Source organism: Mycobacterium sp. JS623 (genome assembly GCF_000328565.1).
Taxonomy (GTDB): domain Bacteria; phylum Actinomycetota; class Actinomycetes; order Mycobacteriales; family Mycobacteriaceae; genus Mycobacterium.
In genome coordinates, this window is sequence record NC_019959.1 from 23,341 (window position 1) to 37,340 (window position 14,000).

Here is a 14,000-nt window from a genome sequence, read left to right on the forward strand (position 1 = left end):
GAACGGCTGGGAATCGACGTGAGCCCTCAGCGACTCGAAGAAATCCACGCCGGCGCCCTACTGCAACCCGGCGAGTTCGACACGGTGCGACCGACGAAAGCCAATGCCTGGATCCGCCAGGGCATACCGCCAGAGGAGCACGCCGAACGCGCGGTCAAGCGCCAAATCATCCGGTGGGCGTTCGGGATAACGCTGCTGTTCGTTTGCACCGGCTTGCTGGTACTGCTGTTTGCCTCAGCACTGATCTGAGGACCTGCCCTGGGCGGTCACGCCTGCCGTGCAGTGCGACGCCCGTGACGCCGCGGTTCCCACGACCAGCCGGGAAGAGATTCGAGCTGCTCGCGCTGCTCGACGGTGAGCCGCTCACGGCGCCCCGGTCGCCGCAAGGTGACCACCCACTGATTTAGCTTCATCAACTCCGGCGAGGACTGGTCACGCGGCGGATACGAATGACCTTGCTGGGCAGCGAAATCCGTTAGCTTCGCCAAGTTCTCAGCCCACCGAGCACCCGCCGGGTCCCACGCCCACCCCGGCAGCGACTCCAGCCGCGACCTGCGATCCTCGGACAACTTGGCGCGCCGGCGCCGCTGGTCAGTCACCCAGTGACCAAGGGCGAAGCCGTCACCGGTCCGGAAGTCCTGCGCCGGCCGGGCATCACCGTGTTCCTCGACGTACTGAACCAACGCCGCGAAGTTCTCATCCCAGACGCTCTCCAGCGCGTTCCACGTCCAACCCGGCAACCCCGCAAGGCGTTCCGCCCGCTCAGGGTCGAGCCGTCCCTCGTTGCGCAGCTTGCGCTGAATCGCCACCCAGTTGCCCACAGCCAGACCGTCAACCGAGGTGTCCTTGGCCGGCCGGGCATGGCCATGCTCGGCAACGTAGGCCACCGCAGCGGCGAAGTTGCGCTCCCAGGCGTTGTCCAGAACCCGCCACGTCCACCCCGGCACCGCCTCCAGCAGTGCGACCCGCTCGGCCGGCATGGACCCGTTGCGGTAGGTGGTGCGCTGGTTCTGCACCCAGATCCCAAGCGGGAGCCCGTCTGCGGTGCGATAGCGGTGCCCTGGTGCGGTGTGGCCGTGTTCGGCACTGAACGCCTGTAGCGCGGCCAGGTGCCGCATCCAGTCGGAATCTCGCGCGTTCCAGCTCCATCCGGGTAATCCCTCCAACCGCTCCACCCGTTCGGCGAGCAGCTGCCCATTGCGATGTAGTTGCCGCTGATGCCCAATCCAGGTGTGCAGGTCGATGCCCAGTGCTGTCCGGTACCCGCGCGGCACCCGCATGTGGCCGTGCTCCGCTGCGAACTCGGCCGCACCGGCGAAAGCCTCCTCCCAGCGGCGAGTCAACGTGTCCACAGTGTGGATGCTGAACGCGCGGAAGAACTGATCGGCCAGGCGCCGCGACAGCTTCGCCGGCAAGTGGACGTCGAGGATGTCGCTCTCGAAGATGTCCGCGTCCTCACGCGTCGAGTCAGTCATCCGCTCCCGCACCACCGCCAGATCGCGGCGCAGGCTCGGGTCATGGCTCTGCAGGGCGCGCAGCACCTGCCGGGCCCGCTTGAATTCGCTGATGTTGATGACGCTTTCGGCATCCTCGTCGTCGGCGACGGTCACCGCCAACACGATCAGCGCCGGCCGATCGTGATACGGGTTCCTGCGGATCGCCCGGCCCACGGCCTGGGCGACGTCGATCTCCGAGGACCGCGGCTCTGCGAACAACACCGCATCCAACGCCGGAATGTTGATGCCCTCGGTCAAACACCGGGCGTTGGTCACGATGTTCCACTGACCCGGATCCTGCACCGCGAGGGTGTCCGTCGCAGCGAGACGATCACGCAACTTGGTTCGCCCGTCGATGTGCACGATCCCAGCAGCACGCCCGTCGCGGACCAACCCCTTGGCGGTCAATAGCGCATGGGTCCGGCGAAACGTCGCCGCGAACTGCGCGCTGGCGTCGATGGTGTTGTGAAACGCCAACACACTCGACAACTGGTAGTCGGATGCAGCCTGTGTCAACGCGATCGCCGCAGCGACATGATCAGCACGCGCACTCCCGTCCTCGCCGGCGGCCAAGCTGATCGTCCGCAAGTCCTTCAGGGCGGACCGCACGGCGGTATTCGACACGGCGATGACCGCCACCTTGAACGGCGACAGGATGCCCCGCTCGATCGCCACCCGAGTCGGAAGCGTGAACACCTGCGGGCCGTAGAGCCCGGTGTCGTCCATCGACGCCACGGTCCGCCGCCGCGGCTTTCCACTGCGCGTACGCGGGCCGCTGTGGACCTTCGGAGTGGCCGTGTAGAACAACCGATGCGCAGCCGGGATCTTCGCCGAATTGAGCGCAACACCGAACGGCTTGCCCTTCAATCCCGCGGTCCGGTGCGCCTCGTCGCACACCATGACCGTCCACGCCGCCATCCCCAGGTCGCGATGCGCGGCGGCGACGACCCCGAGCGACTGATACGTGCACAAGACCACACCCACACCGGTCAGCTCACTGCGCCACCGGGCCAACACCTCGGGCGAGGTCGTGCTGTCCACCGACAGCTCGTCGCTGTGGATGTCCTCGGTGTCACGAATGTGGTTCGAGCACACCGCGATAGCAGTGAACCGGAACGGTGATTCACGCTGCCAGGTGCGATACGTCTGCTCCAACAACCCCAGCGTGGGGAACACGACCAGCACCGCATCCGAACCGCCGGCGAGCAGTCGGGCCGCGGCGTGCACGGCCATCAGCGTCTTGCCGGTGCCGCACGCCGCGACGCACAGGGCGCGCTCCAGGCTGGGGTCCACGGCCCGGACCGCGGCTCGTTGGTAGTCGCGCAGCTTGAGGTGGCCTGGCGATCGTCTCGCCACGATGTGATCTCTCCTCCATCGGTGGGCGGTTGCTGAGGTGACGCCGTCGCGCGCGCTGGCATCAGCATCGCACTTCAGGCGAATACGGCCGCCGTAAGGCTTTAGCGTGCCGCCGAACATGGACCAGAACGTGAAACAGGGCCACCGGATCTCCGGTGGCCCTGTTGGGGTGAGCAGTAGATCAGCCGAGGAGAGTTCCCGGCTGATCAGGTGCGGTCGTCGACGACGCAGACGTCAGGGTGGAAGTTGCCGTGCGGCGGTTCGACCCCCGGTACATGCGGCGCCAGCAGGCCGATGACCACCGCGGCGCACACGCGCACGACGATCCTGCCGGCACACCGGACCGCGACACCGCGGACGCGGGACTGCTCTTGCCTACGGCCGGAGCCGTTCACTTCACTCATTGGACTCTCCCTGTTCGGCCGATGGGCGAAATTGCCCATCTACCAGGACTTATATGTGCAGGACCGCCCCTGTCGGGACGGCCACGGCGAGTGATCCAAATCACAACCATCGGGTGGTCTGTAGCCAGCCCCCGCGCACATATAAGTCAAGTAAGGCGAACAATCCGGAAGGAGGTGGCCTGTGGACAGCGTGACCACTTTGGGTGACGGAGGCGACGAGAGCGTGCCGCCGCGCGACCACGAGTCGAACTCCTTCCACGTCGTGGGCGACGGCGGCGTCGAGGAGGTACGCACCGACGGAAACTCGGTCGACGACGACGTCGTCCTGACGATGCCGAAGTACAGCGAAAGCGACGACGAACTCGACGACGACGAACTCAACGACGACGAACTCAACGACGAGGCGCCCGACGACGCAGACCCGCACGACACGACCACGGATTCAGCACGCGACTCTCCACCACTGCCCGATGATGACGAGGCACGCCATCGGAACGAGGAGGCCGTCAGGTTGTACCGCCTGGTCAGGGCAGACGGATTCCGCGGCCCGCGGTGGAAAGAACTCGTCACCGTCCTCGCTGAATACGGCCTCGGTGTCATCGAGGGCTGGCTGATCACCGGCCAGATCTACACCGAACTGCGCGACAGGCACCGCGGCGTCAAGGCCACCGGCATCGACAAGCACCTGCTGCGCACCGACGAGACGCTCCGCCAGGACCTCGCCGACGCAGTTGTGACCGCGGCGCTGCTGAAGTTCCAGGAGGAAACGGCCGCAGGGCGCGGATGGCACGAAGATGGCGGCGCCGCGATCACCACGTTCTTCATCAACACCTGCCTGCTGGTGTTCGGCAACGAGTTCCGGACCTGGCAGAGCAACCTCGGCGAATGGCGAGACCACGAAACCACCGCCGACCCCACCGACATCCACGGCTACACCGAACAAGAACCGCGCCCACCCGAAGCGCACCGCGACCCCACATCGGAGGCGCTGATCCAGCTCGAAGACCTCAACAACACCGAAGCTCAGCTTCAGCTCGACGACCGAGAACGCGCAATCCTTGACCTTCGCGACCAAGGGCTGACGGTCAACCAAATCGCCGAATACCTCGGCGAGACATCCGACGAGATTTCCAACACCCTGCGACGACTTCGTCGCAGAGCCCGTTCCCAACTGGAGGGGAACCACGATGAGTGAACACGATGCAGACACCAAGGCGCTGGCCGACTTTCGGCGCCTGATCGAGGAGTCTCCGCTCGGCACGGCGGAGGCCCGTGCCGCGCGCGGCCGTGTTTCTCGCCAGCGCGCCGAGAGGATCGCGCAAGTCGTGACCGCAGCTGCTACTGCTGCTGCCACCGACACTGACGACGACACCGACACCGATCCGATGGATAAGCACCTGCGCGAGCTGCTGGCCGCACCAGATGCGGGCAACCCGACCACGTCGTCGACGGGACACGCCGAACTCCTCGCGCACACCGAACAGGCATTCCGCCCTCGGCCGCCGCAACGGCGAGGTGCGCACGTCGACGAGATCATCGCGGGCATCGCCGAAATCGTCGAGGAGGTCACCGGTATCGAGCCGTCCGAGGTGACCCTGGAGAAGAGCTTCGTCGACGACCTCGACATCGACTCGCTGTCGATGGTCGAGATCGCCGTCCAGACCGAGGACAAGTACGGCGTGAAGATCCCCGACGAGGACCTCGCCGGTCTGCGCACCGTCGGCGACGTCGTCGCCTACATCCAGAAGCTCGAAGAGGAGAACCCGGAGGCCGCCGCGGCGGCGTTGGAGGTGTTCGACATGAGGGAGTGGGACGCCTAACCGATGACGGAGCCGATCGACCTGGCCGGGTTCACCGGCTGGGTGCCGTTCGCCGCCCTGCCGACCACCGACGTACCGACCTGCCCCGGCGTGTACGTGATCGTCCGGCCCACCGACGATCCCCCGGCGTTCCTGGACTCCTCGCCGGCCGGCCACTTCAAGGGCAAGGACCCAACGGTGCCCATCGCCGAGCTGCACGCGCTGTGGGTGCCCGGCACCCGCATCGTCTACATCGGCAAGGCCAACGCCGGCGCCAGCGGACGCCGCGGCCTGCGCAAGCGTCTCGACGAGTTCCGCCGTCATGGTGCCGGCGAACCGGTCGGCCACACAGGCGGCCGCCGCATCTGGCAGCTCGCCGACCACGCCGACCTGCTCGTGGGATGGCGCGCCACCGACGAAGGCGCCGCCGCCGCCACCGAGACGGCGATGATCGCCCAATTCCGCAAACATCACGGCCGCCTGCCGTTCGCCAACATGCGGGGCTGAGATGGGGCCTCGACGTGGTGCTGCGGTCGACGAACGGCGAGCGCCGGCCTGAGCAATACAGGGCGATGTCGGTGCCCGCCCCGACAATGACCATGTGAGCAAACCCGGCGAACCGTCCCCGCACCACGTCACGCAGAAGCCGCGCAAGCGGACCGACAACGTCCAGGTGTCCGACTTCACGATGATGGTCAAGGTTCCCGGCCGCCCCGAGGCGATCCGCGTCTTCACCGCCACCGAAGAAACCGAAGCCCAGCAATATGCGAACGCCAGCGGCGGAACCGTTGTCCCTCTGCCACTTCCACCACCGACCGGCTACACCGTCGGCCCGAACGGACACCTCATCCCAGAGCCTTCTGCCACGTGCGCCGGCATGGCCGACCTCCCCGCACCGATCGACGATGCCGCGCACTGATCCACGCCAACAGTCCCTGGAACTGTGGCCGCGCGAGCACGACCTCCCACCACGCTGGGACGGCCTACCCGTCGAATGGGGCGCCTGGGGCGACACCGGCGGCGTGATGATCTGCCCGCCACCCAAGCACCCCGACCGCTGCACGCGATGCGGCAGCACCTCGGCTGCGTTGATCAACATCGGCCGCATCTGGACCGACAAGCACAGCGCGCCAACAGCTATCGGGCGTGCCCGCCTGCGCGGCGGCAAGCACCTCGTCGGTCTGATCACCGTGTTCCGCTGCCCCACCTGCGAACACGACCACGTCCTCGACCCGGCCGGCCAAGCATGGGATCTCGACGACACCGATTACGGGCAGGACGGCTCCTGGGACGTTAGTGCCGACCGCTAGTCCGGATCGTTGGGCAGGACCACCGTGAAGGTGCCATCACGCGGGGGATCGTCGGGATCGAACCCGAACAGCGCGCACAAGCATTCGTCGCCGCCCCACATCGAGCACAGCTCGGCCCGGCAGCCGTTCACGACGCCCCCTGGTGTCTTCGGATTCGCCGCCACCACCGTGCTACCGGGCCCGCCGGATCATCCGCGGGCTTCACTGGCAGGCCGGTGATGTGGGTGGTGGTGACCAGGCGGCCGTCCGATGTCGTCGCATACGACGTGCCGACGTTGGTGCCGCCGGCCGCGGTCAACATCTGAATGACCCGCTCATCCTCGGCGTCACGCCCGGCGTCGAACCACGCGTCGACGACCTCCAGGACGTGAGTGACCGACGTCGACGTCGGCCGCGGGGGTGGCTGCTCAGCACTGGCCGGCGTCCACTGCGCCACCAGCGGAAGCCACTGATCCCACGCCGCGACCAGCTCGTCGACCTCGCCGGGCAGCTCGGGCGTCACCGCCTGAAACAGTGCCTGCACGAACGCCGGCCCCGGCAGGTCATCCAGGTGTGGTCCCGTCGGTGGGCAGGCCCTGGCGAACACGATCGCCGCCCGCACCACCAGCAGGCCGGCGGTGAAATCGGCATCCATGACCGCCACCGGTGGCGCGGCCCCTGCAGCGGCCGCTGCGTCCATCGCAGACGCCAGCCGGGCACTGACCTCAACCCACTCCAGATAGGCGTTCCCGACGGCGCTCAGAGCCTCGTATTCGGCGTACTGGCTCACCGGCCGCCCACCGCCACCACCAGCGCGGCGCACACCGCCGCCATTCTCGAGTCCGCCAGCCGACCCAACCGCGTTCCCAACGCCGTCACCGGCACGCTCTCGACCAGATCCAGGTTCACCGCGGCCCGCTGAGGTACCGGATCGTCACTGGGGTCGAGCACCACCTCGCTGGCCAACCCGCGCACCGTCGTCGTGCACGGCGCCACCAGCACCCGCCTCAGCTTCGGAATCGCCGCATCACGGGAGAGCACCACCACCGGCCGGGCACCCGAGCCGGGGACCTCGCACCACCACAGCTCACCGCGCGCCGGCAGCGTCATCGTCGGCCCGCAGATCGGCGCCAGTCGGCGACGTCGCCCCACTGGTCGGGCTCGTCGGCGGGGTGCTCGTCGTAGGCGGCGTAGCTCGCGTCGACCTCGGCGGCCCGGTTGGCGGCCAGCAGCGCGCCCAGGGCCTCGTCGAACAGCGCGTGGTCCTTGGCTCCGGTCCGCAGGCTGCGTGCACTGGCGAGCAGGTCGGCGTCGACCGTGGTGCTCACGCGGGTGCGATTGCGGGCCATGGCATAAGTGTGGCACGCATGCGGGACACCAGGCAGAAGGTCGCAGGTCACTGCGGCGGGCGCCCGAAGCCCTCGCGCAGCAGGCTCAGCACCACCGCTGTGACGGTCAGGGCCTGGCCGACGTCGTGCGTCGCGTAGTCGTAGCCGAGGCCGGCGCCGACGGCGGTCACGGCGCGGGTGATCGCGCCAGCGCGGCCGCGCCAACCGGGCGTCGGGTTCGAGGTGGTGTCGTGCTGCTCGGTCATGAGGTCGTGCGGTCCTTCCGTGAAAACACTGTCGACCTGCACACTCCCGGAAATCTGGATTGCACACACCCGCCTGAAAGGCCCAGGTTCGCGGGTGTTGAAGGACTACGTTGACGGGATAAGTGACAGTTATCTATGACGTTGACGCTTAACCCGCTAACTCGGGACCCGCTAACTCGGTACATTTGTTGATCGTGACTAGTCCACCGCCCGACGACGAACTGACGAGGTTCTTCGCCGTGCCCCCAGCCCTGGCGCGGGCCGCCGAACCGTCGCGCGAATCCGTCTACATCGGCAACGCCGAGAAGAACCTCTACGAGGCACGGGAACGCCGCCTGGCGCACCTGCGCGACGGCGTCACCCGCCGAGCCATCGACCGCGCCACGGAACGCCTCACCGCCCTGGCCCACCCCGAACTCGACTACATCGCCATCCGCAGCCCGTTCATCTACGGACCCCAGCAGGTGGCCACCCCAGACGCCCCCGACGACCTCACCCTGCTCCCGCCGCCGCTGTCGCGAGTCCTGCGCCGCAAGAACCAGTACGCGATCGCGCTGTACCTCACCCTCCTGTTCGTCCAGCAGATGCTGGCCTTCCGCGCCGCCCACGGCGACCCAGGCGTCGTCGGACCTCGCCGCCGCAAAGCGGTCTACAACGTCGACGGAGCGCCATCGGAAGCCTCACTCATCGGGCTCCCGAGCAACGACCGCCGCAACCAGCGCCGGGTCTTCAACCGCGCCCTCGACGCGCTGCAAAGCGCGGAACTCATCGACTACGGCCCCGACCGGCAGCGGTACGCCACCTACACCCTCAACGCCGAGGACGGATCCGGCCACACCTACACCGTCCCGGCCGGCGAACCCGACAGCGCGGCATACCTGTGCCTGCCCGCCGCGTTCTTCACCGCCGGCTGGCCGATGATCCTCACCCCGTCGGAGCTGGCGACGTTCCTCGCCATCTGCCACTACGCCGACCGCATCCTGCCCCGCAACCCAACCAGCGAGACGCCGCGACAGATCTATCTCGCGAAATCACTGCGCGACAAGCACTTCGGCCTCTCCGACGAGGCCTACGAAAGCATCCACACCCTCGCCGAGTTCCGGCTGATCGACGTGCACGACCCAGTCGAAGGCCGGCGCCGCGGCCGCATCTCCCCCGAACGCACCGGCGGCAAGCGCCCCGACCCGTACCTACTCGACCCGATCGTGCTCGGCGGATTCCCCTCCACCGACCGCGCATTCAACCTCGACGCGTTAAAACAGCCCGCCATCGAGACTGCGATCGAACGCCTCAACTGGCCGATCCCCCGGTACGCCATGTGGTCGGGCAGCTCCCGCAAACGCGATGACGCCCGCGCTGCCCGCGCCGCTAAACAGAACACCAAACAGGCGACCTGAGCCAGGCCCGTCTTCAGGCCGGGGTCACCGCGATAGACGTCGAAGCTCCTCCAGCGCCGTACCCAAGTCCTCGATGAGCTGCTCTGCGGCCGCAGCATCCAACGGCTCCTGGGCGTCGACGCTGAGCGCCAGGTCGTAGAGCGTGCCGTCGGCGCGCTGGAAGCCAGCCAGTCGCACAGTCGCAGCCTCGCCCCGTGGTGTGCCCAGGAAGTACCGGAACCGGCCTTCGTCGTCGGAGTTCTCCCACGGGTCGACGCGCTCGGTCGCCACAGGCAGTAGGACGGCGGGGGTGTCATCAGCGTTGGTCACGAGCTTGCAAGATACCTGCGACATCCCACCCACAGCACCGATTCCCACAGTGGGCAAATGGGCATAGAATCACGGTATGACCGAGCCAGCGCTCATCGAAACCGACGCACGCAGCCGCGCAGTACTGCCCGGCCAGCCCAACCAGCGCTTCCTCATGCGCGTCAACGAGGACGGCAGCATTCTGCTGCAGCCGGCCCGCATCGTCACCGACGCGCAGCAGGAGTACGACTCCAACCCCGAGCTGCGCGACCTCCTCGCCAGAGCTACCGCCTCCCCCACAGTGCGACGCACCCGCCAACGCCGCTAGATGAGCGCCGAAGCCGACTACTCAGAGGTTGCCGACGCCCAACTCGACGAGCTGGAACAAGGCCCCGACGTCGACCTATACAACGCGGTCCTCGACACGATCGAACTGATCTTCCAGCTGCCAGGACAGGCTCACGCGCTGTCGACAGCGATCACCACCAACGAGGGCATCCGGCTACGACTGCCCGTCATCGGACACCCGCCCTACAAGGTCTTCTGGTCCACCGAAGGGCCACGCATAGAGGCAATTTTCCCGCACCCATAGAACCGAAACACGCTGGACGACAACACCTCCAAGTCCGACCGTCGCCGCGGTCAGGGCTGGTGCGGTGGCGCGAATCGCCGGATGTAAGCCTCCGCCTCGGGTGAACGTTCATGATCGGGGGGAACCACCCGGTCCTCCAACTTGGCCGACGCCTCCACTGATCGTCGAGCGGAGCGCTTCACAGCATCCTTTGACACCACCACTTTCTTCGGTGTCTTCCCCTCCACGACAATCGACCCGTTCAGAAGTCGTCGACAGTGAGTGCTCGCGGCATCAGCCACAGGGTGTCCGGGTCGCCGGCGGCCAGGTGCGCCCCGATCGCCTGAGGCCATGGCCACGGCAGAAACGGATAGAAGATCAACGTTGTACCAGCGCTGCGAGTCCGGTCTAGGTGCAGCTCGGCGAACGCCACCGCCTCCGTCAATGCCGGCCGCAGCTGAATGTGCGTGCGCAGCAGCTCGAACAGGACTCCCGGAGCGTCCTGGCTTTGATCCTTGCGCGTGCACACCGTGGCATCACGCACCACCCAGTCCTTCCACCGATCCTCAAGTGAGGCAACGGATTCCTGCGGAAAGTAGAACAGCAGGTTTGGGGTCGATAGTGCAGCACCGGTCATAGGCGTCACGCAAAGGGCCGCTGTCCGGAGCCGGCCGGGCAGGCTTGCTGGATGAATTCGATTCGGCGGGTGAACTGGTCGATGATTGAAACGGTGTGTTCGGCGAATCGCCTCTGTTCGGCCGGGTCGTCTTCGCAGTCGATGAACTCGACAAACTTCTGCACAGCGTTGTCCACGGCGCCCAGGTAGAACGCGATCGCGCGCTTGAGGCTGACGCGATCGGCGTTGAGTCGACCTTCGAGCACCGCGATCTCGTCCAACGAGTCGTAGATCGTCGTGGTGCTCTCCCGGCCGTCGCCGCGCACCTCGGGAACCTTCGGGAGTTCCTCTGCAGCCCAGTCGATGTCATTACCGGCGTCGAGCAGCCGAAGCCACCCGAGAACGCGATCGCGGCACTCGATCCACGATTGCCGCGCCGCCATGTGGTCGCTGTACAGCGCTCCGTTGACGGCGTTGTAGTGATTCACCGCGGCAATCTGGACCATCCCAAGCCACCCCGTGCCAGTGACGGTCGGCACGGTGAAGTAGTCGTAGGTCGGGGCGTACGGCTGATCAAGCAGCCCTTTGATGTACCAGCGGATCGTGTCCAACGTCGCCCCCGGTTAGGCCACGGCGGCAGCCGGGTTGAGTGGCGCGCCCGCGAGCCGAGATGCATACAGCAGGTCTGCGCAACCGTCCACGGTGTCGTAATTGCGAAGGCACAAAACGACTTCGGCAGCGCGGGCCTGGGCGAGCAATCGTGCGGGTGAATCCGCCCCGCCGGCGCCGGCGTTGGACACCGCGCTCTGGTACTCGATCATGGCCATGAACCGCTGCTTTGCGACATCTGCCCACAAGGCGTCGTCGATCGGCTTGCGCGCCTCGAACAGGTCGATGACGCGGTCGGTGGCCTGTCCGCTCATTTGCGCGACAGAGGCCGCCATCTGCGAATGCCGAGCGGCCACCTTCAGCATGTCCTGATCGGTAAATGCGTTGGCCTGCCGCCACTCCCACGGCATCGCCACCGCACAGCGATGCGACGCCGTGGGATCGACCGCCGTGGCACGGGCGACCTCTTTGGCATTGATGCTGACCGGTCGAGCGCCCACCTCGCCGGCCCAGTCGATCACCTGACCCAGCGGAAGCGACGACGCCACTGCCAGGACGCGCGAGCCAGGCGCGGCCTGCTCGCGCGCCATGGCCTGCCGGACCACAGTCTCGAGCGGGTTGGAGCCGCCGGCTTCGGCGGCGGCGTTCCACAGCTGGTGGCCGACGATCGGGTCCGTCACCGCCAGGCGCACATCCTGTGGGATCCGCACGCCCAGCGGAATGTAGGACGCGCCCTCGCTGGTCGCCAGCCACGCCGAGATCGTTCCGCCACGATCCCAAATCACCGACGCTGCATAGTGAATCTCGACGTACCCGGTGGCCAAGGTCTGCGCGATCATCGCCGTGATGACCTCGCGGCCGGCGTCCATCGCCTGATCGAAAATGATGTCACCGCTGGCCCCGTCCGCGCCGATCCCACGGATCGACGGGCCTTGCACCGGAACGGGTGTCACCGACGCCCCGCCGGCCGCCGCGGCTGACGGTGCCGCCCCGCTTACCGGAGTCGCCGCAGCCGCAGGCGTGGTCGGAACCGCCGCCGCCGGCGGGCCGGCCGAGGTCACCGGAGTCACCGGCGCCGCCCCTCCACCCACGGCCGGAGGCGCCATCATCGCCATCGGCGGCGCTGCTGCCCCTGAACCACCGAACGAGGCCGGCGACGTCGCGGCCGCAGGTGCGGCAGCTGCAGGCGCCTGCGCCGCCGCCTGCGCAACGTTCTGAGCAATGCTGGAGCCTACGTTGGTTGCCGAACTTGCAATATTTGCAGCGCTATTCACCGCACCCGTTGCCATCCGAGCAGACGACTCCGCGATCCCCGAACTCAGCCCGGCGACCCCGGATCCGCGGCCGGCGGCCGCGCTCGCGGCACCAGCTCCATTAGCCGCGCCAGCTCCGTTGGCGGCATTCGCGCCATTCGCATTGGCCAGCTGGCCGGACTGCGCCATCGAGCTAGGGCTACTCGCGCTGCTCGATGCCGGCGACGAAGAAGACGCGGGCGACGAGCTGCCTGACGACGTCGGCTTGAAAATCTGGCCGATCGAAGACGCCGGATTACTGCTTCCCCCACCAGAACTGCCTGTCGAGGGCGCGGATGTCGATGGCGGCGACATCGGCGCAGCCTGCTTCTCCTTACCCAGGTCCGAAGGATCAATCTTGTCGGGCTGCTTGAACGCGGTCTGCTGAATCTGCCTGTCCGAGTTGGACGTTGGATCGGTTGTGGCACTCTTTTGGGGCGCGTCGGTGTTCGCTGCTTGAGGAGTGTTCTGACTCTTAACGGTGTAGTCGACTGGCTTCGCGCTGGTGCCGGGGGTTTGTGGCAAGGGCATGGCAGGTGGTGCGGCGGGGGCGCCGATACCGGGGAGGCCGCCAGCTTCGGGCAGCATGTGGTTGGCGTAGGGATCTTTCCATTCAGCGATGTCCGTGGAAAGCGCTGTCACAGTCGCGGCGCCCTGCATGTCTCGTGCATGGGCATCGGCTTTCGCGGTCGCGACGATCGCGGCGATGCTAGCTTCGAGCTGTGCCTCGATCGCCGCGATCGCCGCCGGGGCAACCAGCGGAGCAGCCTTCAGCGCAGCGTCCTTTGCCTTCTCGGCGTTGTCGCGCGACGTCTTCACATTCTCCTCGGCCTGATGCACGATCTCGGCCAGGTCCTGCTTAGTTGACTGCAGCTCGTTGGCAGCCCAGTGCGCTTTCTTGGAGATCTGCCGATAGGCCTCGATCCGGTTCTGCAGCGCAGTCTCTCGTCCGGCCTCCAGCCCGCGAGCCGCTTCGATGAACGCACCGCTCATGGGAGCAAGGATTTGCTTGATGTCCATCTGCGCATCGAGCTGTTGGAACAACTCGTTGGCCTTCTGCGAGTAGGTCATTGCATAGCCCGACCAGTCCATCACGTCGGACTCCGGCCACGCCCCAGCGAGAATCTCCTCCGAATGCTCCGTGTGGGGCTTCGAGATGTCAGCGAATGCCAAGGCCCGCAATCCTTCCTGCTAGGGAGCGAGACGTGTGCACAGGGCTGCCATTTCGTCAGAAACCTCCTGAGCCATGTCACGCGCATTGCCGACGATGGGCTCAAAGTTCCTGTATG

20 protein-coding genes are annotated in these 14,000 nt (G+C 66.9%); 9 read left to right on the forward strand and 11 right to left on the reverse strand.

Annotated elements, in window-relative coordinates; translation table 11 throughout:
• Positions 1-18 precede the first annotated feature (18 nt).
• Entirely contained in the window at positions 19-249 is a 231-nt protein-coding gene (locus MYCSM_RS34320; protein ID WP_157681633.1) for a hypothetical protein, read from the forward strand.
• Positions 250-266: 17 nt separating this feature from the next.
• Here the strand turns inward: MYCSM_RS34320 and MYCSM_RS34325 are convergent, their stop codons facing one another.
• Together MYCSM_RS34325 and MYCSM_RS34330 are read right to left on the reverse strand one after the other, a co-directional pair.
• Positions 267-2,852, reverse strand: coding sequence for a DEAD/DEAH box helicase (locus MYCSM_RS34325; RefSeq protein WP_015298144.1), 2,586 nt, complete (start codon positions 2,850-2,852; stop codon positions 267-269).
• Between the two features lie 206 nt (positions 2,853-3,058).
• The gene (locus tag MYCSM_RS34330; protein WP_015298145.1) at positions 3,059-3,256 is read right to left on the reverse strand and encodes a hypothetical protein; all 198 of its coding nucleotides are present in this window, start codon (positions 3,254-3,256) and stop codon (positions 3,059-3,061) included.
• 181 nt (positions 3,257-3,437) lie between these two features.
• Between MYCSM_RS34330 and MYCSM_RS34340 the strand changes: the two genes are divergently transcribed.
• The 5 genes from MYCSM_RS34340 to MYCSM_RS34360 all read left to right on the forward strand — a co-directional run bounded on the left by MYCSM_RS34340 (position 3,438) and on the right by MYCSM_RS34360 (position 6,365).
• Positions 3,438-4,451: a hypothetical protein gene (locus tag MYCSM_RS34340; protein ID WP_015298146.1), complete on the forward strand. Its 1,014-nt coding sequence runs from the start codon at positions 3,438-3,440 to the stop codon at positions 4,449-4,451.
• Positions 4,452-4,788: 337 nt separating this feature from the next.
• Entirely contained in the window at positions 4,789-5,076 is a 288-nt protein-coding gene (gene acpM, locus MYCSM_RS37625; RefSeq protein WP_041316247.1) for a meromycolate extension acyl carrier protein AcpM, read from the forward strand.
• Between the two features lie 3 nt (positions 5,077-5,079).
• Entirely contained in the window at positions 5,080-5,562 is a 483-nt protein-coding gene (locus MYCSM_RS34350; RefSeq protein WP_015298148.1) for a hypothetical protein, read from the forward strand.
• Positions 5,563-5,656: 94 nt separating this feature from the next.
• Positions 5,657-5,974 (forward strand): hypothetical protein, encoded by a 318-nt coding sequence (locus MYCSM_RS34355; protein ID WP_015298149.1) that lies wholly within the window; start codon positions 5,657-5,659, stop codon positions 5,972-5,974.
• Positions 5,961-6,365: a hypothetical protein gene (locus MYCSM_RS34360; RefSeq protein ID WP_015298150.1), complete on the forward strand. Its 405-nt coding sequence runs from the start codon at positions 5,961-5,963 to the stop codon at positions 6,363-6,365. Before MYCSM_RS34355 ends, MYCSM_RS34360 begins: the two co-directional genes overlap by 14 nt.
• Here the strand turns inward: MYCSM_RS34360 and MYCSM_RS38825 are convergent.
• From MYCSM_RS38825 to MYCSM_RS34380, 5 genes are read right to left on the reverse strand one after another with little or no spacing between them, the layout of a single operon-like run.
• Positions 6,362-6,496: a hypothetical protein gene (locus MYCSM_RS38825; RefSeq protein ID WP_015298151.1), complete on the reverse strand. Its 135-nt coding sequence runs from the start codon at positions 6,494-6,496 to the stop codon at positions 6,362-6,364. The two genes, MYCSM_RS34360 and MYCSM_RS38825, sit on opposite strands and share 4 nt — an antisense overlap.
• On the reverse strand, positions 6,493-7,134 hold the full coding sequence (locus tag MYCSM_RS34365) for a hypothetical protein (protein ID WP_015298152.1): 642 nt from the start codon (positions 7,132-7,134) through the stop codon (positions 6,493-6,495). The genes MYCSM_RS38825 and MYCSM_RS34365 overlap by 4 nt, the downstream gene beginning before the upstream one ends.
• Positions 7,131-7,454, reverse strand: coding sequence for a type II toxin-antitoxin system PemK/MazF family toxin (locus MYCSM_RS34370; protein ID WP_015298153.1), 324 nt, complete (start codon positions 7,452-7,454; stop codon positions 7,131-7,133). Before MYCSM_RS34370 ends, MYCSM_RS34365 begins: the two co-directional genes overlap by 4 nt.
• Complete coding sequence (locus tag MYCSM_RS34375) at positions 7,451-7,693, reverse strand: hypothetical protein (RefSeq protein WP_015298154.1); 243 nt, start codon at positions 7,691-7,693, stop codon at positions 7,451-7,453. Before MYCSM_RS34375 ends, MYCSM_RS34370 begins: the two co-directional genes overlap by 4 nt.
• Positions 7,694-7,740: 47 nt before the next feature.
• Positions 7,741-7,938, reverse strand: a complete 198-nt coding sequence (locus MYCSM_RS34380) for a hypothetical protein (RefSeq protein ID WP_015298155.1) — start codon at positions 7,936-7,938, stop codon at positions 7,741-7,743.
• A gap of 194 nt (positions 7,939-8,132) precedes the next feature.
• Between MYCSM_RS34380 and MYCSM_RS34385 the strand changes: the two genes are divergently transcribed.
• Positions 8,133-9,335 (forward strand): hypothetical protein, encoded by a 1,203-nt coding sequence (locus MYCSM_RS34385; RefSeq protein WP_041316218.1) that lies wholly within the window; start codon positions 8,133-8,135, stop codon positions 9,333-9,335.
• A 24-nt stretch (positions 9,336-9,359) separates the two neighbouring features.
• Here MYCSM_RS34385 and MYCSM_RS34390 read toward each other — a convergent pair whose 3' ends face one another.
• Positions 9,360-9,644: a hypothetical protein gene (locus tag MYCSM_RS34390; RefSeq protein WP_157681635.1), complete on the reverse strand. Its 285-nt coding sequence runs from the start codon at positions 9,642-9,644 to the stop codon at positions 9,360-9,362.
• 76 nt (positions 9,645-9,720) lie between these two features.
• On the opposite strand from MYCSM_RS34390, the gene MYCSM_RS34395 reads away from it, so the two are divergent.
• Both MYCSM_RS34395 and MYCSM_RS34400 read left to right on the forward strand, forming a co-directional pair.
• The gene (locus tag MYCSM_RS34395) at positions 9,721-9,951 is read left to right on the forward strand and encodes a hypothetical protein (protein ID WP_015298158.1); all 231 of its coding nucleotides are present in this window, start codon (positions 9,721-9,723) and stop codon (positions 9,949-9,951) included.
• Positions 9,952-10,215 (forward strand): hypothetical protein, encoded by a 264-nt coding sequence (locus tag MYCSM_RS34400; RefSeq protein ID WP_015298159.1) that lies wholly within the window; start codon positions 9,952-9,954, stop codon positions 10,213-10,215. It abuts the gene before it with no gap.
• 241 nt (positions 10,216-10,456) lie between these two features.
• Here the strand turns inward: MYCSM_RS34400 and MYCSM_RS34405 are convergent, their stop codons facing one another.
• The 3 genes from MYCSM_RS34405 to MYCSM_RS34415 are packed head-to-tail and all read right to left on the reverse strand — an operon-like array spanning position 10,457 to position 13,884.
• Complete coding sequence (locus MYCSM_RS34405; RefSeq protein WP_015298160.1) at positions 10,457-10,831, reverse strand: hypothetical protein; 375 nt, start codon at positions 10,829-10,831, stop codon at positions 10,457-10,459.
• A 5-nt stretch (positions 10,832-10,836) separates the two neighbouring features.
• Complete coding sequence (locus MYCSM_RS34410) at positions 10,837-11,421, reverse strand: hypothetical protein (RefSeq protein WP_015298161.1); 585 nt, start codon at positions 11,419-11,421, stop codon at positions 10,837-10,839.
• Between the two features lie 12 nt (positions 11,422-11,433).
• Positions 11,434-13,884 carry a hypothetical protein gene (locus MYCSM_RS34415; protein WP_015298162.1) on the reverse strand — a complete coding sequence of 817 codons (2,451 nt, stop codon included), beginning with the start codon at positions 13,882-13,884 and terminating at the stop codon, positions 11,434-11,436.
• Between the last annotated feature and the right edge of the window lie 116 nt (positions 13,885-14,000).